Here is a 22,794-nt window from a genome sequence, read left to right as displayed (position 1 = left end):
GTGACCACCCGTCCCGCACCGCCGACCGCCCGTCAGCCCCTGAACGATCAAGGGGCCGTCCGGGCAACGGCCGGCCGGCCGGCGGTCACTCGAAGCGCGTGGTGTCCCCCGCCCCCCGGCGGACGATCTCCGCCTCGCCGCCGGAGAAGTCGATGACGGTGGTCGGGCGGGTGCCGCAGTCGCCGGAGTCCACGACGGCGTCGACCACGTGGTCGAGCCGTTCCTTGATCTCCCAGCCCTGCGTCAGCGGCTCCTCCTCACCCGGCAGCAGCAGGGTGCTGGACAGCAGCGGCTCCCCGAGCTCGGCCAGCAGGGCCTGGGTCACCACGTGGTCGGGGATCCGGACCCCGACCGTCTTCTTCCGCGGGTGCATCAGCCGGCGGGGCACCTCCGAGGTCGCCCGCAGGATGAAGGTGTACGGGCCCGGAGTGGACGCCTTCACCGCGCGGAACACGTCGTTGTCCACGTGGACGAACCGCCCCAGCTGCGCGAAGTTCTCGCACATCAGGGTGAAGTGGTGACGGTCGTCGAGGTCCCGGATCGACCGGATGCGGTCGATCCCGTCACGGTTGCCCAGCTGGCAGCCCAGCGCGAAGCAGGAGTCCGTCGGATACGCGATGAGCGCGCCGGCCCGGAGGCTGTCCGCCACGTTCCCGATGGCGCGTCGCTGCGGGTTCTCCGGGTGCACGTCGAAGTACTTGGCCATTGGCCGAGCCTACGCGCACCCGGACGGTCCACCGGTCAGCAGCCCAGGTTGGCACCCGGGGTCACTCCCAGGATCTGGGTGAACTGCTGGTACTTCGAGATCCTGCTCTGCACCTGTGCCGGGTTGCCGCCGTTGCACTCCAGGGCGCCGTTGATGGAGCGGATGGTCTCGCCGAAGCCGGCGCCGTTCGTCATGGCCGCGTGGGCGGTCATGGTGCCGGGACCGTTCTGGGTGTTCCAGTACCACAGGGCGGTCTTCATGGCGACGGCCGGATCCCGCTCGACGAGGTAGGGGTCGGCCAGCAGGTTGATGCCGAGGGCGTCCCCGGCGGCCTTGTAGTTGAAGTTCCAGCTGAGCTGGATGGGGCCGCGGCCGTAGTAGGCGGCCTGGCCCGCAGGACAGCCGTACGGCTGCGTGCTGTCGCAGTAGTGCGGGTAGTTCGCGGTGTTCTGCTCGACGATGTGGACCAGGCCGCCCGTCTCGTGGGAGACGTTCGCGAGGAAGGCGGCGGCCTCGCGCCGCCGCGTGGTGTCGTCGCCGGTACGGGTGAAGCCGGGGTACGCGGAGAGGGCCGCGACCAGGCCGTCGTAGGTGTAGAAGGGGTTCCGGTTCGGGAACATCTGCTCGAACCGATCCCGGCTGACGACGAAGCCGGACGGGTCGGGGTCGGGCTCCTGCCCGCCGCCTCCGGTGCCGCAGGTTCCCCGGTCGGCCCAGACGCCCCACTCCCCGGTGGTGCCCGGGGTCTCACCCTGGGTCCACCACTTGGCCTGCCAGTTGCGGCCGTTGTGGGAGGCCATCGCCCCGCCCGTGTAGACGGCGCCCGGTGTCCAGGCGGCCGCGCAGGGGGTGGCGGCGGTGGAGGTCGCGGGGAGGGCGAGGGAGAGTCCGGCGGCGAGGCCGAGGGTCGTCAGGGCGGACGCGGTCAGTGCGAGGGTGCGGCGGCGGAATGCGCGTATCACGTAACTGCTCCTTGAGTGGGGGGAGTTGCTGCCCGGAGGCGGCGACTCCACCACTCAACCGAGAATGGTCTGGACCTGTCAAGGTCCAGACCATTCTCGGGTGTGGCATCGCGCGGTGTGCGGAGGTGTCAGGCGCCGTGGGTGACCATGAGGCGGAAGCGCTCGGGCAGGTCCCTGAGCCACCGGGCGCGGTCGACGGCGATCTCCTTGAGGCGGACGTCGCCGCTGCGGGCGACCAGGTGGCCCATGTAGCGCTCGTTGAAGAGGGCGTACTCCCGGTGCAGGGTGCGCAGGGCCTGGGCCACCGCCCGCTGGTCGGCGCGGGCCAGGTCCGCGAGCGGCGCCACGTACGTCTTCCAGCGGCCCTCTACCGCTTCGTGGAGCAGGGTGACGAGCTCGGCGGCCTGGTCGACGACGTCCAGCAGGTCGTCCACCCGCAGTCCGAGCGCGTCCGCCAGCAACAGGGTCTGCCGGTCGGTACCGGACCACCGGTGCTCGGCCTCGGCGCGGGCGTAGGCGTACGGGTCCATGCCGATGCGCTGCGCGAGCCGCTCGGCGGTGAACTGCCGGGCCAGCCGGTGCTCGCGCAGGGTGCTCGGCACCCGGGCCATCAGTGCCTGGACCGGGCACCACAGCGCGTCCGCGAGCGCGAAGAGCTCGGTCTCGGACGGCGCCACGGTGCCCGACTCCCAGGCGTGGACCGCTTCGGGCGGCCGGTCCATGCCCAACTGGGCCATGGAGGCGACGACCTGCTCGGGGGTCATGCCGACGCGCAGGCGGGCGGCCCTGGCCTCGGCGGGGGAGAACGGTGGTCTGGACACGGGCGGATCACCTCGGTGGGGCCCCGCGATGCGGAGCGGTGCGCTGCGGTGCGGTGCGGCGCGGTGCGCTGCGCGGCGGAGGGGGGTTGGGGGCGGGGCGGCGGGCGGGGCGGAGCCCTACCGGCCGCCGTTCCAGCCGTCGGGGTCCGCGCCGTGGCCGTGCCCCGTGTCCCGGCCGTACCCCGTGTCCCGGCCGTACCCCGTGTCCTGGCCGTATCCCGTGTCCCGCCCGTACCCCGCGTCCTGGCCGTACCCCGCATCGCGGGCGGGGCCGGCGCCGTCGGCGCCCGTTCCTGGAGTGGCTGCCGGGCGGCCGTGTCCGCCGTTGCCGGTGTACCCGGCGGCGCGGTACCCGCCGCCGTGGCCGCCGTCACCGTAGCCGCCGCCGTATCCGTCGTTGTCGGCGTACCCGTCGCCCGGGCGGGCGGCCGGCACGCCCTGGCCGGCGGCCCGGGGGGCCCAGGCGTTCCAGTCCTCGGCGTCGTCCCGGCGGCCGGCGGCGCCCCCGGCGGGGGAGCCTGAGTCCGCGTCCGCGTCCGCGTCCGCGAGGCCGTCCCAGTCGATGTCCTCCCGGGCCCGCTTGTCGCCGAACGAGTGGAAGAACAGGTTGAGCAGCACCGCGGTGAGGCTGCCCAGGGTGATGCCGCTGCCCAGCACCGCCCGCACCTCGGTCGGCATCCGCTCGAAGAGCGGTTCCACCGTGGCGGGGAGCATGGCCGCGCCGAGACTGACCGCCAGGATCAGCGCGTTGCGCTCCTCGCGGAGGTCGACCTTGGAGAGGATCTGGATGCCGACCGTCGCCACCATGCCGAACATCGCGACGGCCGCGCCGCCGAGCACCGGGTGCGGGACCGAGGCCACCACCGCGCCGGCCTTGGGGATCAGCCCCAGCAGGATCATGAAGACACCTGCCGCGACCACCACGAACCGGCTGGTGACCCGGGAGATCCGCACCAGGCCGATGTTCTCCGCGAAGGCCACGTAGGGGAAGGAGTTGAAGACGCCGCCGAGCACGGTGGCCAGGCCGTCCGCGCGCAGGGCCCGTCCGACCGTCTCGCCGTCCACCTTCCGCCCGGTGATCTCACCCATGGCGTACACGTCGCCGGTGGTCTCCACCATCGTGATCATCATGACCACGACCATGGCCAGCATCGGGAAGACCGAGAACTCCGGCACCCCGTAGTGGAAGGGGGTGCTGATGCCGAGCCAGTCCGCCTCCTCGACCGCGCCCAGGCTGACGTCGCCGAGCAGCCAGGCCACGGCGGTGCCGCCCATCAGGCCGATCAGCACCGCGATGCTGCGCAGGAACGGTCCGCCGAACCGGGTCACCAGCAGGATCAGCCCCAGGGTGCCGGCCGCGTAGGCCACGTGCGCCGGGTCGCCGTAGCCCGATTCGCCGACCAGGTCGGGCCCGCCGCCCACGTCCTGCAGGGCGAGCGGGATCAGTACGATGCCGATGACCGTGAGCAGGGTGCCGGTGACGATCGGCGGGAAGTACGCGGCCAGCCGCCCGACGAACGGGGCGAAGAGGTACGTGGCGATACCGCCCGTGATCACCGCGCCGTACACCACGAGCAGGCCGGCCGTGCCGCCGCCCGCACCCTGCCCGATGGCGATCATGGGGGAGACGGCGGTGAAGGTCGCGCCCTGGACGAGCGGCAGCCGGGCGCCGATCCGCCAGAAGCCCCACGCCTGGATGATGGTGGCGATGCCGGCCGTGACCAGGTCGGCGTTGATCAGGTAGACGAGCTCCTGGGCGGAGAGTCCGAGGCTGTTGCCCAGGATGATCGGTACCAGCACTGCTCCTGCGTAGAACGCCAGGACGTGCTGGAACCCGTACAGCGACAGCTTGGAAAGCGGGAGCACCTCGTCCACGGGGTGCGGGGTGGCGGCCGGAGTTCTCCGGCGTGCGGCCAGTGGTGCCATCTCTGCCTTGCCTTCGAGGTAGGTGAATGAGAAGGAGCGCGCGCGACGCGGTGACGCGGTGACGCGTGGTCGCGCGGCGGGGTGGAGCCTCGAGGGAAGGCGCAAGCGGCCGGCCGCACGGATCAGGCGGCTCGGCAGGAGGCAGCTCGGCAGGATGACGGCACGGGATTACCGGTACGCGTCCGGGCGTCGAGGCGGAACGCGGCCGATACTGTCGAAGGAACCCCGGGTTCCGCAAGTGCTGAACCGTGATTTGGTTGGCGAAACCCGCCGGTAACTCTGGAATCAACGGCTGAACGGGTCGTCAGCTACGGATTTCGTTGCCGAGAAGGTCTCTGGCTACGCACTGCCCCTCACTGCTCACGCACCCGGCGGACAGCGGGGACGGCGCCGAGTGCGAGGCGCTCCAGCCGGGCCACGGCCGACTCGACCGGAGGCAGCGTCAGCATGCGCAGCCGGGCGCGCCGGGCCTCGGCGTCAACCCGCCGGTCCGCCAGGAGCTGCCTGCACACGGTGGCGATCGCGTCCGGGGAGGGCGGGCCGCCCGGGCCGCCGTCCGGACCCGCCGGTCCGCAGATCCGCCGCCCCAGTCCGAGCGCCTGTACGCGGTCGGCATTGGCGGGCTGGTCGCCGGAGCGGGGGATCACCGCCATGGGCACGCCCGCGGCGACCGCCTCCCGGATGCCGTCGTACTCCCCGTGGGTCACGAACAGCCGCGCGCAGCGCAGCAGGAGCGGCCGGGGAACGCGGTCCACGAGGTGTATCCCGTCCGCCCGTGCGTGGGCCGCGGCGGCGGGCACCTCGGTCCCGCCGGTCGCCACGACGGCCACGCAGTCGACCGCAGACAGCCCGGTGACGACGGCGCCCAGCAGCCCCCCGTCGTCGAACCGGCCATCGGCGCCGGACCCGCCCCCGCCGCCGGACCGGCCCCTGCCGCCGGACCGGCCTCCCGCGGCGGGCGGCACCGTACCCGGCGCGGCGATCACCAGCGGCCGGTCCGTGGGGAGTTCGGCCATCCAGGGCGGCACCCGCCCGTCCGGGCCGGTCTCACAGGGCTGCCGGTAGGTGAGGAGGGGCGTGGGCACGGGGGCGGGCGCGGCGAAGGAGTACTGCGGGGGCATGCAGTCCAGCCGGCCGTACCGGTGGACCGCCCACGGATCGGTCCGGACGGGCAGCCCCAGCCGGACCCGGTGGGCGTTGAGCGCCGGGTGGACCGTACGCGGATCCAGGTGGTTGGCCGCTCCCGAGGGTGCCGACACGTGCGGCAGGCCGAGTGCCTCCGCGACCAGGCATCCGGCGAACTCCGCGCCGTCCCGCACCACCAGATGAGGGTCGAAGTCCCGGGCCGCCGGCAGCAGGGCCGCGCAGCTGTCCGACAGGTGGGCTCCGGCGAACGGTGCGGCCGCCGGGCCGACCCCGGCCGGCCCGCGCGTACGGGACTTCCGCCTGCCGCCGGAGGCGTCCGCGAGACCCGCCGACAGGTCCTGTTCCGGGTCCGCCAGCAGCCCCGCGGTCCGTACGGGAGCCCCCGAGAAGACGGAGCGCAGGGCCGGTGTCGAGGCCACGAGCACCTCGTGTCCGGCCGCGGCGAACGCGGACACCAGCGGCAGCATGGCCCCGGCGTCGGACGGCGAACCGGTCGCCGTGCACAGGACGCGCATTCCCGGCTCCTTCCGCTCCGGCGCACGGCCGGACCCCCACACCCACTGTTCCTCAGCGTGCGCACGGAGGACCGACGGCGACAGGGCGCGGCCCGGGGCGCGGGATGCATCCGCCCGGCACGGTCCCTTCCGGTGCATCGTCCGGCCGGTTTGGGCGGCTGGGCCGGGGATCCCGTCCCGGGGCGGTCAGACCGTCGCGAGCTGGGGGATCAGGCCGAGGGCGTTGTCGTGGTAGATGCCGCGCAGCTGTTCCGGGGTGAAGGACGGGTCCGCGTCCAGGGCCGGGAGGGCCAGTTCGAGGACCGTGTCGGCGGGAGCAGCCGGATAGTCGGTGCCGAACAGGATGTGCTCGGCCGGGACATGGGCGAGCAGGGTGGCCGCGGGAGCCATCGGGCCCGCCGTGTCGTAGTAGAAGCGGCCGAGGTACTCGCGGACGGCGCCGGCGTCGACCGGCGGGTCGCAGAACCGGCCCAGGGCCTGCAGCCGGTTCGCGATGTACGGCAGGAAGCCGCCGGCGTGCGGCAGGACGACCGAGATGTTCGGGAAGCGGTCCAGCGTCCGCTTGCTGATCATGTTCACCGCGGCCCGCGTGGTGTCGAGCAGGAAGTCGCACAGGAAGTTCGGGATGCCGGGCACCGTCGCCGCGCCCGGGCCGGGCGGTCCGGGCGGGCCCCCCGGCAGGTTGTGCGGATGGGTGTCCACCACCGCGGAGGCCTCGTCCAGCTCGTGGAACACCCGGTCGTACGAGGGGTCGCCCAGGTAGACGCCGCCGTAGTTCGCCGTCAGGTTCACGCCGACCGCGCCGAGCCGCCCGAGGCCGCGGCGCACCGCCCACGAGGACGCGTCCGGGTCGTCCAGGAACAGCGGGACGTAGAACGAGAACCGGCCCGGATGGGAGCTCGCCGCCTCGGTCATCGACTGGAGCGTGATGGTGATCGCCTCGCGCAGCTGCGCCGAGGAGTGGTAGCGGGCGGGCAGCATCGGCTTCAGGACCGCGGTGCTGATCCCCGCACGGTCCATGAAGCGGATCGCGTCCTCCGTGTCCAGCTTGGCCCACGGCGGCAGCTGTTCCGCCCGGATCAGCCCGTGGCGCACCGCCCACTCCCGCCACTCCGGGGCGCAGTAGTGGTGGTGCATGTCGATCCGCGCATGGCCCGAGTGCGTCTCGGGCGCGCCCGGTGCGGCCTCGTCGTGGGCCGGCGAGGCGAATTCGACGGTGCCCGCCGCCGAGATCCGCAGCTCGTCCGCCGGCATGCCGAGGAGGCGCAGTCCGGAGGTACTGGGGGTGTCCGCCATGCCGATCCACCGTCCGTCGTGTGAGGGGTGCTGGTGCGCGTACGCGTGCGTGTGCGTGTGCGTGTGCGTGTGCTGGTCAAGGGGCCGGGCGCCGGGAGGCACGGCGGCCATGGCGGTCAGCTGCCGCCGGAGGGTACGGCGGCCGGCGGCGGGGGAACCGAGGCGATCACCGAGGAGATCGAGTCCGCGGCGTGCTCCCCCTCCCCGTACGGGCGCGACGGGTCCAGGACCAGCCGGAGCCGTTCCAGACCCCGGAACGCCGCCATCCGCCCCTTGACCCACGCGCCGCGGGCGTCCTCCGCGTCCTCCAGACGCATCTCGGGGAACTCCCGCAGCAGACAGGTCAGCGCGACCTCCAGCTCCAGCCGCGCCAGCGGAGCGCCGAGGCAGTAGTGCGTCCCGTGGCCGAAGCCGAGATGGGTGCTCTGCATGCCCTCCCGGGTGACGTCCAGGACGTCGGGCGCGTCGAACTTCCCGGGGTCCCGGTTCGCCGAGGTGATGGCGATCTGGACGAGCGAGCCCCGGGGGATCAGCGTGCCGCCGATCTCGGCGTCCTCCGCGGCGTACCGGAAGGTCGAGGTCTCCACCGAGCCCTCGTAACGCACCATCTCCTCCACCGCCGCCGGGATCAGCCGCGGGTCCGCCTTGAGCTTCGCCAGCTGCTCGGGGTGGAGCAGCAGGTCCAGCACGCAGTTCCCGATCTGGTACGCGGTGGTCTTGTGCCCGGCGAAGAAGATCACCCACAGCGAGGACAGCAGCTCCGCGTCGTCCAGCCCCTCCTCCGCCCGGACCAGGTCGCCGAGGAAGGAGTCCGTCCGGTGCTCCCGGGCGTGCGCGATCAGCCGGCCCAGCCGGTTCTGCAGCCACTCCTCGGCCGCCTTCAGTTCTTCCCGCAGCCCCGGGTCGAACCGGGCCCGCGTCACCACCGAGAAGTGCTCCAGGATCTCCGGCCGGTCGGCCTCCGGGATGCCGATCAGCTCGCACAGCACGGCGATCGGCAGCGGGAACGCGAGCTGCGGCATCAGGTCGACGGAGTTCCGCTTCCTGCACTCCGCGAGGAGGTGCTCGGTGATCTCGGTGACCCGCGGCCGCATCTCCTCCACCCGCCGCGGGCTGAAGGCGCTCCGCAGCGAACGCCGCAGCCGGGTGTGCCGCGGCGGGTCGGAGTTGAGCACGTTGTCGTCGAGGTCGTCGAAGAAGCTGCCGTACACGGCGTGGTAGACGTCGATGCCGGCCCGCAGGTCCTTGCTGAAGCGAGGGTCGGACAGGGCGTCCCGGGCGTCCTCGTAACGGGTGATCAGGTACGTGTCGATCCCGTGCGGAGGGCTGAGCCGGCACACCGGCGCCTGCTCGCGCAGCGTCGCGTACGCGGCGTGGGGGCAGGTCCGGTACTCCGGCGCGCCCCTGGACACGGACGCCACGAGGTCGTCCAGCGATCCGCCGTACGTGCTGCCGGCCGCCGTGTGCTGCTGGTGCTCCTGCGCCATGTTCCGCGCCCTTCCGTCTCCTCGGGTTCTCGCGGACACACCGGTTCCCCGCACCCCGGGACCGCGAAACGGCCTGTGGGTCGTCCGGGTGACGCCGCGTCCGGGATCCCCGTTCGGGGGGCGGCCGAGCGGACCAGTGGCCGTCAGCCGTCCGGTGGGGCCGGGTGGCAGTCCGGCCGGAACGGGGAACAGGCTGCTCGTGCAGTCGGCCGCCGCCCGCTCGTGTTCCGCACGTCCGGTCGGCCCGCCCCTCAAGGAGTCCGCGCATGGCCCGTCATCTCGCCCTGACCCTCAGCACCGCCGCCGCGCTCGCGGTGACGGCAGCGATCGCCCCCACCGCGGCGTCCGCCGCCGGCGGCGGACGTGCCGGCATCGACCAGGCGAACGCCGCCGTCCAGCTCGCCGCCGTCTACCGGGCGACCGCCCCGTACCTGCTGCACGCCAACGCGGTGAAGGCCGGCTACGTCCCGGACAAGTACTGCGTCACCGACCGGGTGGCCGGCACGGGTTCGCTCGGCTACCCGCACTTCAACCATTCACTCGACAACTCCCTCGACCCGGCCAAGCCCGCCGCCCTCTACTACGAGGACGACGGGCGCGGCGGCAAGCGCCTCGTCGGGGTCCAGTGGGTGGTCTTCGACCGCGACCAGAACCCGGCGACGGACGAGGACCGGCCGTCGCTGTTCGGCGTCCCCTTCAAGGGTCCGCTGCGCGGCAACTTCCCCGGCCAGCCGGTCCATTACGGGCTGCACCTGTGGCTCTGGAAGAAGAACCCCAAGGGGGTCCACGAGACCTTCAACTCGGCGGTCGCCTGCCTCCCCGGCACCACCAGGCCCCTCAAGCCGGCGTCCTGACCCCGTTCGCGCCCGGAGCCGGGAGCCGTCAGGAGCCCTCCAGCAGGGCCAGGCCCTGCCGGGTCAGCGTGTGCCGCACCGTGTTGCGGTGCCGGGTGCTGGAGACCAGCCCGGCCTCCCGCAGCACACCCGTGTGCTGGCTCGCGGAGGACGGCGAGATGCCGAGCCGGCGCGCGAGTTCCGTGGTCGTGCTGCCCTGGCCGTGCCCCAGCACGGCCAGGACGGTCGCCCGGGTACCGCCCAGCAGTGCCGCCAGAGCCTTGTGCGTACCGCCGGCCGACCGGGGCGGTGACCAGACGGCGCGGATCTCGGCCGGGCTCCGGGGCGGACTGAAGACCAGCAGCGCCGGGCCGTCGTCCGGCGGGGCGAACAGCTGCGGCACCGGCCCGCAGAACAGCGAGGGCGCCAGCACCAGCCCGCGGCCGCCCAGCCGGAACTCCTCGTAGGGCAGGCCGCGCCAGGACACGTACCCGGGCACCTCCGGGGCCGGCGGCTCCCAGCGCAGTGCGGGCGCCAGGCTGCGCAGTGCCGCGCTGATCCCGTCGGTGGCGATCAGCCGGCCCAGGAGCCCGGCCTGATCGCCGAGATACTGCTCCGCCCGCGTCCAGTACGGGGCCAAGGCCACCCGGTGATGGTCGGCCAGCGCCCGCGCCAGCCGGCCCACCGAGGCCCCGTCCGCGGCGGAGGCGTCCAGCCAGCGGGGGCGCACACGGTCCAGCCCGGGGGACGGCGTCAGCTCGGCACCCAGCAGCCGCCGGGGGGTGCCGCGCAGCCGGTCCACGCCCTCCTCGACCGATTCCACCGGACCGACCAGGGTGAACAGGTCGATGATCCAGAGCCGTGGATCCGCCAGGAAGGGCGCCAGCTCGCGGGCGTCCGCCGGGACCCGGGGCCCCACCCGTCGCCGCCACGCGTCGAACAGCGCGCCCTCGTCCCGCCGCCGCAGGGCCCGCAGGCTGAGCTGGGTCTCGGCCAGTGGCCCCAGTACGGTCACCCGGGTGCGGGCCAGGTCCTCCAGGGTGAACACGACGCGCAGCATCCGGCCCTCCCCTCGCCGTTCACCGTCGGTCAGCGATCCGGTCGCCGCTGACCAGGGACATTCAGCTATGCCTGCACGTCGTTGTCGAGGCTGTTCCCGGACAGCGATGCTCGTTCCCGAAGCCGAACGGAGCCGACGAGGAGGAACGGCGATGAACAGATCGAAGACGGCCGGCTTACGGGCTGCGGTGGCCGCGACGGTACTGGCCGCCGCGGCGGCCGGAACGTTCGCCACGGCCACCGCGCAGGCGGCCACGGCGCCGCTGGACGACTGCAGCCAGGCGGCACCGGCGAGGCAGGACAACCCGTACACCACCACCCACACGGCGGTGAACGCGGCGCCGCTGCGGATGGGCCCGTACGGCACGTGCCACAAGCTCCAGACCTATGCGCAGGGCAGCAGCATCACGGTCCGCTGCTACATCACCAACTCCTACGGCAACACCTGGTCCTACGAACCCGGAGCGGGCTGGATCTGGGACGGCCACCTCTCCGGCGGAGGCTCCCCGTACCCCTGCGTGTTCTGACCGCGCGGGCGGCACGGGGACAACGGGCGGCACGGGGACAACGGGGGACACGGGGACAACGGGGGACACGGGGGACACGGGGGAACGGGGGAAACGGGGGAAGGACGGACCGGGTCCTCCCAGGGGCAGCGGCCCTGGGGAGGACCCGGTCCTCTTCCCACCCCTCCCCCCCGCCGTCGGCGCGCCGTGCTGACGGGCAGCGCCTCAGCGCCCGGGGAGCAGGCGGACCTCGTGGCCGGCCGGGAGCTCCGGCGGCTTGCTCCGCCAGTGGTCGTACCGCCGGTACACCTGCGGCTCACGGTCCGCCAGGAAGGCCGTCAGTGCCGCCGCCTCGGCGGCCAGTCCCTCCCACACCCCCTCCGGCAGGCGGTGGAAAGCCGTCGCCTCGACCCCGCCCTCGGCCGGGCGCCACACCCCGGCGACGTACCCGTCGACGAGCAGGGCCGGCAGCACGTCCCCGTTCCGGCGGATGACCAGCGGACGGTAGCCGTCCGGCAGGACCCGGCCGCGGTCCGCGTAGGCGAGCAGCACGCTGTCCCACATCGCCATCAGCCGGGGCGGCGCCGGTACCTCCGCGTCGGGCCGCAGCGCGCCCGGGACGTCGAACAGCTCCTCGCCGTCGGGCCCTTCCAGCCGCTCCAGACCGTCGGACAGCGACCGCAGCGCCTCCCTGGCCCGGCCCCGTCCGACCAGCGAGAACTGCGCCACGTCCGCGACCGAGGCCGGCCCGAACCCCTCCAGATAGCGCAGCACCAGCGTCCGCAGGGACGCCTCGGACACCTCCGGATCCGCCACCGCCGGTGCCGCCGGAGGAGCGACGTACGAGGGGCGCTCCCCGAAGGACCACGGTGCGCCGGTGGGCGCGTGCAGCAGCGGTGTCACGTGCCGCAGGCCCCACCAGGCCCCCGGCCCCGGCGGCGGGTCCAGACGCTGTCCCAGCCACTGCTCGTACTCCGCGTTGGTCCGCGGGCGGTCGGCGAAGGCGAGCAGTTCGGGGACCAGCGCGTCGGCGTCCCGAGGGGTCAGCCCGGAGGCGGTGAAGCGGTCGCCGAGCCGTGCGGCCCGCACCGTGGGCTGCACGGCCTCGCGGAACGCCGGGTAGTCGTCGGCATGGACGGCGTGCAGAGTGATGCGCATCAAGGTGGACTTGACGACGCTGCGCCCGGAGAAGGCGGCGTCGAGCTCGGCCGGGTCGAATCCGGCGAGCCGGTTCCACAGCGCCAGGTAGGGCGAGGCGGGGTGCTGGGCCTGGAGCGCGACCACGCGCCGTACCGCCTCGGCGGCGCCTGCCGTCTCGCGGCGGAGCAGCAACTGCCGTGCGAGCGTCGCCCGGTTGAGCTGCCGCCGTGTGACCCTCATGCCCTGCCCACCTCGTGTCGGAGATCCGGCGGGTCACCCTAAGGGGTGGGTCTGACAACGGGCGGGTCCGGGCACCGTACCGTTCCGTCATGGGCATCTATCTCACGAGCGTGGCCGCGGAGGACTGGACCGATCCGGAGGAGGGCGGCTGGGCGGAGGTGGCCTCCGCCCTGGACGCGGAGCTGGCGGTACGGGGCCTCCCGCCCTTCGAGGCGGCCCGTGCGCCGCGGCGGTTCGAGGAGAAGTCCGTCGCACGGGCGGAGGGGTTCGGCGCGCTCTGCCGCAGGGTCCTCACCGAGGAGGAGGCGGAACGGTTCGGCGGCTGGACGGTACTCGTGCCGGTGTCGCTGCCGGAGCGGATACGGCTGCCCTTCGAGACCTCGTACGACGACGAGGCCGTGCTCGCCGGAGCTCCCGAGGTGTTGGGCGCCGCCGAGCGGCTGGCGGCGGCCGTCGCCCTGCCGCCGGAGATCGTGGAGGTTCCGGCGGAAGCGGGCGCCCTGGGCCTGACCGGGTGGTTCCTGGACGGCGGGGCGGAGAGGTCGGCGGCCGCCCGCCCGGGGCCGTGGAGCGCGGACCTGGACACCGCCTTCCACGTGGCGCTGTACCTGAGTGCCGCCCGGCACTCGATCCTCCACGGGTGCCCGCTGGCCTACGGCTGAGACCCCTGTCGCCGGCCCGCCCCGACCGTGCCCGCCGGCCCTATCCGCGGAAGTGGGGGGTGCCCGTGACCAGCAGTTCCACGAGATGGTCGAGGGCCTCCCGGGCGCCCTCGCCGTCGACCACCGTCTCCGGTGCGGCCTGCGGTGCGGCCCGGCGCAGCTCGATCCAGCCCAGGTACGCGGCGTACGCGGCCACGGCCCGGCGGCGGGCGTCCCCGTCGGAGAGACCCAGGTCGGCGAAGACGCGGGTGAGGTAGCCGAGCCGGGTCCGGGTCACCCGGTCGAGGACCTCGGCGACGGCCGGATGGTCCACCTGCGCGACGATCGCCGGCTCGAGTCCGGCGATCTCCTCGTCCCCGAGCGCCACCTCGAACAGCGCCCTGGCCCGCTTGAGCGGATCCGGCTCCGCGCCGACCTCCTCGATGACCTGACCGGTCGCCAACCGCTCCCAGGTCTCCAGCGCTGCCACCAGCAGGGCGTCGCGGTTCTTGAAGTGCCAGTAGAAGCTGCCCCTGGTCACGGCCAGCTCCTTGGCCAGCACGTCCACCGCCACGGCGGCGACACCGCCCCGGGCCAGCGCCGTCAGCGCCGCCATCGTCCAGTCCTCGCTGGTCACTCTCCCCTTGGCCATGTTCCGTACGCTACTGTATGGATTATCCATACAGCACTGTATGGATCCTCTACGGGGAAGGGGACTGTCATGCGTGCGACCACGTCCGGTGCATTCGTCAAGGCCGCCGAGGGCGCCGGGGCCACCGGGGCCGCCGTGCCCGGAAAGGCCGACAGGGGAGGTGAGCCCGGCGGCGTCGGCGGTGCCGTCCGTGCCGCCGCCGGCGTTGGTGCCGCCGGGATGTTCGCGGCGGGCGCGCTGCACGCCGCCTGGCCGTTCACACCCTGGCCGCTCGCCTCGCACGCCGAACTCGCCGAGGTCGTCGTCGGGGTGACGGAGGACCGGCTGCCTTCGGTCCCGCTGACCCTCGGTGTCGCCGGGCTGCTGGGAGCGGCCGGTTACCTGGTCCTGAGCGGCGGCCGGCTGGCCCCCGCGGTCGGACCGGAGAAGCTGAACCGCCTGGGCCTGTGGACCGTGGCCGGCGTGCTCGCGGCCCGCGGGGCCGGGGGCCTGGTCCAGTCCGGGCTGCGGATGGGCGAGGCCCCGGACTCGTACCGGTTCTGGGACCTCGCGCTGTACTCGCCCCTCTGCCTGACCCTGGCGGGTCTGACCGCCTTCGTCGCCCACCGCACCCGTACGCGAGCCAGGGCGCGGGCGGGTACGGCGGCCTGAGCGCCCCGGCACGCCGAGCCCCGGGGGCGGCTCCGGCCCCCGGCCCCGGCCCTGCCGGGGTCGGCAGAAGCCCCTGCAGACACAGTGGCGGTCAGCCGTGGGAGGCCTGGGGAGGGCCGTCCCCACCAGTGCCGCCGGTCCCGCCGGTCCCGCCGGTCCCGCCCGGCACAGCGGTGATCCGGTCCAGGTCCGCCTGCAGGCCGGCCAGCCAGGACATCGCCGCGTAGTAGCGGCGCGGCGCGCCGGCCGGTTCCGGCGGTGTCCCGTCCGCGCCGTCGGTCTCCTCCCGCACCGGATGCGTCGGTGGGACCAGCGCGTCCAGTGCGTCCGGGGTGTCCGGGGCGTCCCCGAGGGGGTCCAGCACCGCCGACATCAGCAGCATCCGTCCCGCGACCCGGTCCGAGAAGGCCGTGAGCGCGGCGGCCACTTCGGGGGCCAGCGGGGGCACGGGGGCGGGTTCGTCCACGGGCCGGGTCGACGTACCCGCGGACGCACCCGTCGCGGCGTCCGTCGCCGTGCCCGTCTCGCCCTCCGGCCCGCCCGCGGTCCCGCTCTCGGCTCCGGCATCTGATCCGCCCCCCGCCCCCACCGGTGCGGCGGACGGCGGAAGGTCCGTGGGTGGCGGAGCCAACAGCAGCCGGTCCGCGCCCCACAGCGCGTGGTGTCCGGTCATCAGGGCGGCCTGCCAGTCCAGCGGGCGCGGGCCGCCGCCGTCCGGTCCGGGTCCGTCCGCGGGCGCGTGGAACGGCCGGGGCTCGCCCTGGTACTGCGCGAAGGCCGAATCGGCCAGCACCACCATGTGCCGCAGCGACCGCAGCCCGGGCGGGTCCTGCCGCTGCTTCGCCGACCCGGTGACGATCGTGGCCGTGGTGATCACCACCACGGCGGCGGCACCCCGCATCAGTTCCGCGCTCGCCCGCGCCACTTCCTCGTGGGCCCCGCGCGGCCAGGCCAGCAGCGCGAACACCGACCCGATCGCGCTGCCGATCAGGACGTCCAGCAGCCGGAACTCGGCCAGCTGCCACGTCACCGGCGCCAGCTGTGCGAAGACCATCGAGATCAGCACGGTGAACAGCCCCTGCGCCCAGCCGACCCCCTTCACCGGCCCCACGGTGAACGCGGTCAGCATCAGCGGCGGCAGCACGGCGGCGAACACGGCGATGTGCGTCCCGAACAGGGTGATCAGCACCGCCGCGATCACCGCTCCGAGGAAGGTCCCGATCAGCGCCTGGCGGACGGTCGTGCGCGTCGCGCCCACCGTCGTACGGGTCAGCGTGAGCGTGGCCAGCATCGCCCAGAAGCCGTGCGGCAGTGTGTCCAGGCCGGCCACCACCCGGGCGGCCGCCAGCGCCAGACTGATCCGCACCGCGTTCTGGAAGAAGACCGACCGCCGCCCGGCGTGCCCGGCCACCCGCCGCCACCACAGCTGCGGCGCCCGCATCCCCGCGTACCAGAACCGCCCGACGGGCACACCGGGAGCCGCGGCCCGTCCCCGTACGCCCAGACGCGCCGCGGTCGACAGGATCAGCGTGGAGTCGGCCAGCTCCAGCAGGGCCGCGTGCCGCCGCAGCGCCGCGGGGGCACCCGGCCCCGCCGTGCCCGCGTACAGTTCCGCGCGCACCCGGGCGAGGTCCGCCCGCGCCGTACCCGGCGCGGATCCGCGCCGCAGCACGGCGGCGGTCTCCGCCGCCGACCCCTCGACGGCACGCAGGACCTCCAGATCGATCCCGGTGTGCCGTCGGCCCGCACCCGCACCCGCACCCGTGTCGGTGTCGGTGTCGTCGCCGGTGCCGGCGGGCTGCACGCCGGGCGGCCTGGGCGGCAACCGGGTCAGCCGGTTCAGCAGGGTCCGGGCCGCCAGCCCGGTGTGGCTCAGGCCCCGGTCCCGTACCCCCGGGCCGGCCGGGCGGTCCGCCTCAGGCACGTGCGTGGGGCGCAGCGCCTCACCCGAGGCCGCCGCGGCCGCCTCCGTCCCGCCCTTCAGGGCGTACGGGATCCCGGCCAGGTCGGCGGCGCAGCGGGCGGCCGTGTCGGCCGCGCGGGCCGCCAGCTCCCGGTAGGGCACGGTCGGCGGATCGGGGAACAGGAAGGCCTCGGCGGCGATCAGCAGGACGAGCCCCACGGTGGTCCCGGCCAGCCGCTCCCCGAGGGTGTCCGGGGCGTACGGGGGGAAGGAGGGCAGGATGTACAGCAGTTGCAGGCCCGGCGCCGCTCCCGCGGGGCGGGGACCTCCGACGGCGACGAAGCCCAGCGCGAAGCCGATGACCAGCATGCCGGCCACCGCGGTCCAGGTCCGTACGGCGAGGAAGGTTCCGACGGTCACCAGCAGCCAGGCCGCGGGCAGACACCGGGCCACCACCACGGCCCGCTGCCGGCCGGTCCCCGGGATACGGGACAGCCCGGCCAGCGACACCGCGCCGAACAACGCGTACGTGGCGCCGACCGGCTGGTCCAGCCCGTACAGGAACAGGTAGAAGCCGACGCCGGCGGCCAGTGTGACCCGCGCCGCGCGGCGCCCCGCCGCGGCGTAGGGCGCGGGCAGCCGGTGAAGGCCGCCCGCCCGTTCGGCACCCATGACACCAGCATCGTTGATCTCTCTCGCGGCGCCACCCGGCACGCGGCTGCCTCCCGCGCGCCGCCCGGCACCGACACCCCGGGAGCAACACCCCACCGGGGTCTGGCCCGCGCGCAGTCCGGCGTGGATCATGGCCTCGGAACCCGACCGACCGACCAGGAGGTACGTCGTGCCCACCGCCCCGAGCCATGCCTCAGGCCCGTCCACGGTCCCGCTGCTGGGCGACACCATCGGCGCCAACCTCGACCGCACCGCGGCGGCCCACCCCGACCGCGACGCCCTCGTGGAGACCGCCACCGGCCGGCGCTGGACCTACGCCGAGTTCACCGAGGACGTCGACGTCCTCGCCCTCGGCCTGCTGGACCTCGGCATCGGCAAGGGCGACCGGGTCGGCATCTGGGCACCCAACCGTGCCGAGTGGGCCCTGGTCCAGTACGCCACGGCGAAGATCGGCGCGATCCTCGTCACCGTCAACCCGGCCTACCGCTCCCACGAGCTGCGGTACGTACTGAACCAGGCGGGCATCCGCCTGCTGGTGGCCGCGGACCGCTTCAAGACCTCCGACTACGCCGCGATGATCGAGGAAGTCCGGCCGGGCTGCCCGGAGCTGGAGTTCACGGTGCTGCTCGACGGGCCGCTGTGGAAGGAGCTCCAGGACCGCGGCCGCGCCGCCGACCCGGCCGCCCTGGCCCTGGCCGCGACGAGGCTGAGCCCCGACGACCCGATCAACATCCAGTACACCAGCGGCACCACGGGCTTCCCCAAGGGCGCGACGCTGTCGCACCACAACATCCTGAACAACGGCTACTTCGTCGGCGAGCTGCTGCACTACACCGAGCGGGACCGGGTGTGCATCCCCGTCCCCTATTACCACTGTTTAGGTAGGTGAACACCTATGCAATCGAGAACCGGGGTCGCATACTCACGTGTGTGACCGATGGGGAAGAGCTGCCACCCGAACAGCTGATGGACATCTACGCCCGCAAGTCCGTCAGGATCGCGGGGCGCCGCGGGGACCTGTCCCCCGCGATGCAGGAAACGAGGGGGCGTCAGTGGGCGGAGTGGAACGGCCTGACGGTCCGGAAGGTATGGGCCGACAAGCTAAGCGCCTCGAAGGACATCAAGCGGCCCGACTACGATCGCGCGCTCATGGCGCTAGCGGCCGGCGAGATCGGAACGCTTTGGTGCTACAAGCTGGACCGCTTCAGCCGTAAGGGCGCCCTCGCAGTACTTTCGGTTCTGGAGAACCTGAAGGGCGGGCGCATCATCTTCGGCGAGGACGGGCTCGACTCGTCCGACCCCAATCATCGTCGCATGATCATGTGGAAAGCCGAGGATGCGCGCGAGGAATCGGAGCGCATTTCGAAGCGCATCACCGACACCAAAGCCATGCAGCGGGACAATGGGGAGTGGGTCTCTGGTCGTGTCCCCTACGGCCTCGCAGCGACGAAGGAGCGAAAGCTCGTCGAAGATGAATCGCCGGCAAACCCTGAGCGCCCCCATCTGGGCACAAAGGCCGACACTGCGCGGCGAATCTTCCTCATGGCGGCGGAGGGGATGAGCCTCCGTGAAATCGCCCGGTCGCTGAAAAAGGACGAAATCCCCGGTCCCATGGGCAGCGCAGTGTGGAACCACAACACAATCTGGCGACTCTTGCGGAATCCTGCGTACAGCGGTTGGCAAGTCGTCAGGCTGACATGGGGCCCCGGAACCATCTACACGGACTCCGGGGGGAAGCGGGTAAGGGCAGGCGTCTGCCTCGTCACAGACGAAGAACGGGCGTCCGCGATTCGCGCTATGTCGGGGCATTCTCGTCCGGACCCGACGGTTTCAGGAAGCGCCAGGGGGCGTAAAAAGCACCTGCTGACTGACCTGATGCGGTGCGCCTCCTGCGGCAAAGCAGCGCCGCGGATGAGTAGGTCATACACCTGCGCCTCAGTCATGGGCGGTGCTGAATGCAAAAACCCCGTCACTGCATACGGGCCGCCGGTCGAAACGTACGTTGCCTATGCGTGGTTGGAGAGGCTGACCAACGCCGACGAGGAAGATCCGCTGCTCGCCGTTGTGGCTCAAAGATGGGGCGCACTGACGAGGCCCGACGAGAGCGAAGAGCTAGAGGCGGCAACAGCCGCTCTCAAAGCCGCAGAGGCGCAGATGGAGCGCCTCCTGAGGGACCGACGCAAGGGGCTGTACGAGGGGCCTGCGGCCCGGTTCTTCGAGCCGGCGTGGGAGGACGTCAACAAGGACATGGACGAGGCTCGTTCGGTCCTGAAGCGTCTCGGTGGAGGTGCCGTTGACATCAGCTTCCTGATGGAACCGGAGCAGGCTCAGGAAGCGTGGGACGCCGCAGACCTCCCGCTCCGTCGGGAGCTGCTGAGACTGGCGATCGATCAGATCAAGGTCAAACGCGCAACCGTCCGCGGACCGTTCGTCGGATCGGAGCGCGTGGAGATCAAATGGGCCACCGTGGAGGAACTCTGAGCCCGGGAGGTAACGGGTAGATAACGGTTGTGAGCGCGTCCGGAGGCTGATCGGGCGCGCTTACGGCTGCTCGTCGCCCCGCCCGTGCCCGTCCGCCCTCGTCGACGAGCCGCCTCCGCCCCTGTCGGTTCTTACGCACGGTCACATGTTGGGCTGCTGTGCCACGGTGTGTAGCGGCGTAGGTCAAACCAGGGGCCAAAAAGCCAAACTAACCCCCTATTTCTACTTTCCCCTACCGCGTGTAGAGAGAAATGGAAACAGGGGGTTAGTTTGTCAGTCTGTCCACCGCCCTCCGGGGGGAGGACGCGGACCATGATCACGAAAACCGTCACAGCGCACCCATAACAGTAGTAGAGGGAAGTTCCGCGACCGTCGCGACTGGCGGGCGGTCCGACTCCCCTCCGACGGCCGGCGCCGTTCCTGCGCTCCCTCCGCCCTCTCCTCCGGAGGTCGAGCGCGGTTGAGCGGCGCCGGCTGCTCCATGAGGCTTCCTGCCGACGTCCAGGGGACGGGCGGTGGGGGAGGTGGACGTGTTCCCGAGCCTGGCCAAAGGGTGACACTGACAAGACGCGGTCCCGCCGTCAGTACGGGCAATGGGTTACGCGCCGCGGGTTCGAATCCCGTCACGTCCACGCAAGGGTTCGATAGCTCAGGGGCAGAGCGCCGGTAGTAGGCAGCTATCGCGGGTTCGAATCCCGCCGGATCCACGCTCGAAGGCTCACCCGCCCTCCGGGGCTACTGAGTCTCTTGGATAGGCCGTGCGGTGCCCTGGGGCAGACCGGGAGCCGTGCGGCGTGCGTTCGCAGCTCAGTTGGTGAGAGCGCCGGTCTGATATGCCGGAGGTCCCAGGTTCGAGCCCTGGCGAACGTACGACGGCGAGACGGACGCCGTGGCTGACCGTCCCTGACGCACGGGGCAGCCTGAACCTCCGCCGGACCCGCGGGATTCGTCAGTAACCCCGCGGAGGACCGGCGTAGCCCGTCGTGCCGCTCCTCGACGGAGTGAGCGGCACATCTGCTCCCGTAGCTCAGTGGTCAGAGCGTCCGCCTGTCGAGCGGAGGGGCGCCGGTTCGAATCCGGTCGGGAGCGCGGGGAGCGGTGTAAGACGCACACCGCGGGAGGAGCGCGAGGCACCGATCATGCTTAGCGTTCCGCAGTCCGCGGAGGTTCACGGCGACGTACGCGCTTCGTGACTCCCTAACCAGCCCTCGTAGCTCAGCGGTAGAACGCCGTCCTCGTAAGACGGGCGCCGCAGGTTCGATCCCTGCCGGGGGCTCTGCTGTCCCGCATACCCAATGCGATTGCGCACGTCCCTGCGGACAGAGGTCGTGGACTTGGTGCGTGACACCGGTCGCGACGACCAACACCCGGGCCTCACGGTCCGGACGACGGGACGTAGCTCAGCGGTAGAGCCCCCGGTTTGGGACCGGGTGGCCGCAGGTTCGATTCCTGCCGTCCCGACCACCGCACGACCACCCGACAGGGGCGCCGTGCCGTCCCGCGACGACGAGGACGGCACCATGACGACGCCGACGCCCCACGAGCTCCGCCCCGACGACTTCCGCAGCCCGACCGACCGGGACGACACCAACGCCTTTCGTGCGCTCTTCGCGGAGATCAACCGCCGGCTACGGCGTGACGAGGGCGGAGGCGTCCCGGTATCGACCGTGAGCGTCCTTCTGACCCGCTCGTACACCGTGAGCGGCACCGTGATGCAGGCGGCTCCGGGACGGGCGCAGGGCCTGACGGTCCGCGGACTGGGCAAGCGCGCGAGCGAGGTCGTCATGACCGGCGCGGAGTCGCTGCTCCTGAACGACGATCGATGGATGGGCGTCCGGTTCCGTGACGTCTCGTTCCGCTCGACGAACCCACGTGCTTCGTACCTCCGGTCGCTCAGCACGGGCGGCGCGCAGGACTGGGGTTGGCACAACGTGGAGTGGCGCGGCAGTTGGGCGTACGGCGTCGGGCTCGACGGGCCGGCTGACTCGAACTGCAACAGCGAGATGTGGTGGACGAACTGTCACGTGAACGGCAGCTACTCGACCGCGTTCCTCGACATCGGCCAGACGCCCGCGATCCTGAGCCAAGATCAGTTCCTGAACTACGCGTTCCGTGACTGCAAGATCGAATACGACTCGGGCGACTTCATCCGGGCGCAGCGCGGCGGGTTCATCACCGTCGACGGCGGCTCGGCGATTATCAAGGGTCAGCGCTCCGACGGTGGCACGAGCCGGTTCTTCAACATGCCGCTTGCCGGCCACGCAGACAGCGTTCAGCACCTGGCGGTGCGGGGGACGCGGTTCGAGCTGCGGCACGCGACGAGCCAGGTCATCAAGTCGGCGTGGAACGGCGGGCACGTCGTCTTCGACGGAGTGTCGGACACTGCCCTTGGCTTCCGCCCTCACTCGGCGGCGCTCGTTGCCCACGAGTACACGAATCCCGGCGGCGTGAGCTATCGGAACTGTGACCTCGTGGGCAGGCACGCGTACCACCTGACGGCGCCGAGTGCCCGTCAGCGTGTGGTCTACGACGCGTGCACGCGGAAGAACAATCGGACCCGGGAGAGCTTCCTCGCCGTCGACGGGGCGAAGAGCCTGACGGCGCCGGCCATCGTCCACGTGAACGACGGGGACGGGATCAAGTAGACGTCAGAGTGCGTTGCGGAAGACGAGCATCCAAGACCGGTTCGTCGTAAACGCACTCTTTCCCACGAACGCATCGGGCTCCATGCGGTCGAGCCGCCACCCGAGCGCCTCGACGGACTCAATGGCGTCCGCCACAGCAGCCATGTCGTCGTTCGGCGTTTCCGGTACTTGGATGCGGTAGGCGAAGATCTTGTGCCCGCCCTCCATGCGCTTAGTGGCTGCCTTGCCTATACCCGCCGTGGTGACAGCATCTCGAAATCCCATGGGCGCAGCGTAGATGAGAGGGGGCTGCAATGGCGTGGGAAGGAAGCAACCGCCGGCAGCGACTGCCCGCAGACTGGCCGCGTATCCGGCGGCGTGTCATTCGCCGTGACGGTGGCGTCTGCGTGGCCCGGCACAGCGACGGCCGACGGTGCGAGCAACCAGGGACAGACGTGGACCACATCGTTCCCGGCGACGATCACAGTATCGGGAACCTGCAACTCCTCTGCCCTTGGCACCATGCCCGCAAG

18 protein-coding genes, 4 tRNA genes and 1 pseudogene are annotated in these 22,794 nt (G+C 72.4%); 11 read left to right on the top strand and 12 right to left on the bottom strand.

Annotated elements, in window-relative coordinates; translation table 11 throughout:
- Positions 1-85: 85 nt before the first annotated feature.
- The 7 genes from ACGFQ9_RS02025 to ACGFQ9_RS01995 all read right to left on the bottom strand — a co-directional run bounded on the left by ACGFQ9_RS02025 (position 86) and on the right by ACGFQ9_RS01995 (position 8,859).
- A complete protein-coding gene (locus tag ACGFQ9_RS02025) occupies positions 86-706 on the bottom strand; it encodes an L-threonylcarbamoyladenylate synthase (RefSeq protein ID WP_393570184.1) in 621 nt (206 codons plus the stop codon).
- A gap of 35 nt (positions 707-741) precedes the next feature.
- Entirely contained in the window at positions 742-1,668 is a 927-nt protein-coding gene (locus ACGFQ9_RS02020; protein ID WP_393570182.1) for a glycoside hydrolase family 19 protein, read from the bottom strand.
- Between the two features lie 128 nt (positions 1,669-1,796).
- Positions 1,797-2,489 (bottom strand): helix-turn-helix domain-containing protein, encoded by a 693-nt coding sequence (locus ACGFQ9_RS02015; protein ID WP_393570180.1) that lies wholly within the window; start codon positions 2,487-2,489, stop codon positions 1,797-1,799.
- 117 nt (positions 2,490-2,606) lie between these two features.
- Positions 2,607-4,364 carry a nucleobase:cation symporter-2 family protein gene (locus ACGFQ9_RS02010; RefSeq protein WP_393570178.1) on the bottom strand — a complete coding sequence of 586 codons (1,758 nt, stop codon included), beginning with the start codon at positions 4,362-4,364 and terminating at the stop codon, positions 2,607-2,609.
- A 404-nt stretch (positions 4,365-4,768) separates the two neighbouring features.
- Positions 4,769-6,076 carry a glycosyltransferase gene (locus ACGFQ9_RS02005; protein ID WP_393570176.1) on the bottom strand — a complete coding sequence of 436 codons (1,308 nt, stop codon included), beginning with the start codon at positions 6,074-6,076 and terminating at the stop codon, positions 4,769-4,771.
- Positions 6,077-6,262: 186 nt separating this feature from the next.
- The gene (locus ACGFQ9_RS02000) at positions 6,263-7,372 is read right to left on the bottom strand and encodes an amidohydrolase family protein (RefSeq protein ID WP_393570175.1); all 1,110 of its coding nucleotides are present in this window, start codon (positions 7,370-7,372) and stop codon (positions 6,263-6,265) included.
- A gap of 116 nt (positions 7,373-7,488) precedes the next feature.
- The gene (locus tag ACGFQ9_RS01995; RefSeq protein ID WP_393570173.1) at positions 7,489-8,859 is read right to left on the bottom strand and encodes a cytochrome P450; all 1,371 of its coding nucleotides are present in this window, start codon (positions 8,857-8,859) and stop codon (positions 7,489-7,491) included.
- Positions 8,860-9,125: 266 nt separating this feature from the next.
- On the opposite strand from ACGFQ9_RS01995, the gene ACGFQ9_RS01990 reads away from it, so the two are divergent.
- Entirely contained in the window at positions 9,126-9,713 is a 588-nt protein-coding gene (locus ACGFQ9_RS01990; RefSeq protein WP_393570171.1) for a hypothetical protein, read from the top strand.
- Positions 9,714-9,741: 28 nt separating this feature from the next.
- Here ACGFQ9_RS01990 and ACGFQ9_RS01985 read toward each other — a convergent pair whose 3' ends face one another.
- Complete coding sequence (locus ACGFQ9_RS01985; protein WP_393570169.1) at positions 9,742-10,752, bottom strand: ArsR/SmtB family transcription factor; 1,011 nt, start codon at positions 10,750-10,752, stop codon at positions 9,742-9,744.
- Positions 10,753-10,903: 151 nt separating this feature from the next.
- Between ACGFQ9_RS01985 and ACGFQ9_RS01980 the strand changes: the two genes are divergently transcribed.
- Positions 10,904-11,278: a hypothetical protein gene (locus ACGFQ9_RS01980; RefSeq protein ID WP_393570167.1), complete on the top strand. Its 375-nt coding sequence runs from the start codon at positions 10,904-10,906 to the stop codon at positions 11,276-11,278.
- Positions 11,279-11,482: 204 nt separating this feature from the next.
- Here the strand turns inward: ACGFQ9_RS01980 and ACGFQ9_RS01975 are convergent, their stop codons facing one another.
- Positions 11,483-12,637 (bottom strand): winged helix DNA-binding domain-containing protein, encoded by a 1,155-nt coding sequence (locus ACGFQ9_RS01975; protein WP_393570165.1) that lies wholly within the window; start codon positions 12,635-12,637, stop codon positions 11,483-11,485.
- Positions 12,638-12,726: 89 nt separating this feature from the next.
- Between ACGFQ9_RS01975 and ACGFQ9_RS01970 the strand changes: the two genes are divergently transcribed.
- Positions 12,727-13,299, top strand: a complete 573-nt coding sequence (locus tag ACGFQ9_RS01970; protein WP_393570163.1) for a hypothetical protein — start codon at positions 12,727-12,729, stop codon at positions 13,297-13,299.
- A 40-nt stretch (positions 13,300-13,339) separates the two neighbouring features.
- On the opposite strand, the gene ACGFQ9_RS01965 is transcribed toward ACGFQ9_RS01970, so the two are convergent.
- Positions 13,340-13,930 (bottom strand): TetR/AcrR family transcriptional regulator, encoded by a 591-nt coding sequence (locus ACGFQ9_RS01965; protein WP_393570161.1) that lies wholly within the window; start codon positions 13,928-13,930, stop codon positions 13,340-13,342.
- Positions 13,931-13,999: 69 nt separating this feature from the next.
- Between ACGFQ9_RS01965 and ACGFQ9_RS01960 the strand changes: the two genes are divergently transcribed.
- Positions 14,000-14,581 (top strand): DUF3995 domain-containing protein, encoded by a 582-nt coding sequence (locus tag ACGFQ9_RS01960; protein ID WP_393570159.1) that lies wholly within the window; start codon positions 14,000-14,002, stop codon positions 14,579-14,581.
- Between the two features lie 91 nt (positions 14,582-14,672).
- Here ACGFQ9_RS01960 and ACGFQ9_RS01955 read toward each other — a convergent pair whose 3' ends face one another.
- A complete protein-coding gene (locus ACGFQ9_RS01955) occupies positions 14,673-17,156 on the bottom strand; it encodes an FUSC family protein (protein ID WP_393570157.1) in 2,484 nt (827 codons plus the stop codon).
- A gap of 130 nt (positions 17,157-17,286) precedes the next feature.
- Between ACGFQ9_RS01955 and ACGFQ9_RS01950 the strand changes: the two are divergent.
- The 7 genes and pseudogenes from ACGFQ9_RS01950 to ACGFQ9_RS01920 all read left to right on the top strand — a co-directional run.
- A pseudogene (locus ACGFQ9_RS01950) lies at positions 17,287-18,039 on the top strand (AMP-binding protein); the annotation flags it as partial.
- 2 nt (positions 18,040-18,041) lie between these two features.
- Entirely contained in the window at positions 18,042-19,637 is a 1,596-nt protein-coding gene (locus ACGFQ9_RS01945) for a recombinase family protein (protein WP_393570155.1), read from the top strand.
- 796 nt (positions 19,638-20,433) lie between these two features.
- Positions 20,434-20,507 (top strand) — tRNA-Ile (locus tag ACGFQ9_RS01940).
- Between the two features lie 146 nt (positions 20,508-20,653).
- A tRNA-Asp gene (locus tag ACGFQ9_RS01935) sits at positions 20,654-20,726 on the top strand.
- Positions 20,727-20,841: 115 nt separating this feature from the next.
- A tRNA-Thr gene (locus ACGFQ9_RS01930) sits at positions 20,842-20,913 on the top strand.
- A 113-nt stretch (positions 20,914-21,026) separates the two neighbouring features.
- A tRNA-Pro gene (locus ACGFQ9_RS01925) sits at positions 21,027-21,101 on the top strand.
- Positions 21,102-21,157: 56 nt separating this feature from the next.
- Entirely contained in the window at positions 21,158-22,282 is a 1,125-nt protein-coding gene (locus tag ACGFQ9_RS01920) for a hypothetical protein (RefSeq protein ID WP_393570153.1), read from the top strand.
- 3 nt (positions 22,283-22,285) lie between these two features.
- Here ACGFQ9_RS01920 and ACGFQ9_RS01915 read toward each other — a convergent pair whose 3' ends face one another.
- Positions 22,286-22,546, bottom strand: coding sequence for a hypothetical protein (locus ACGFQ9_RS01915; protein WP_393570151.1), 261 nt, complete (start codon positions 22,544-22,546; stop codon positions 22,286-22,288).
- Positions 22,547-22,794: the final 248 nt, after the last annotated feature.

It is taken from the genome of Streptomyces sp. NPDC048603, from assembly GCF_043199475.1.
Lineage (GTDB): Bacteria > Actinomycetota > Actinomycetes > Streptomycetales > Streptomycetaceae > Streptomyces.
This window is presented reverse-complemented; position numbering and strand designations above follow the sequence as displayed.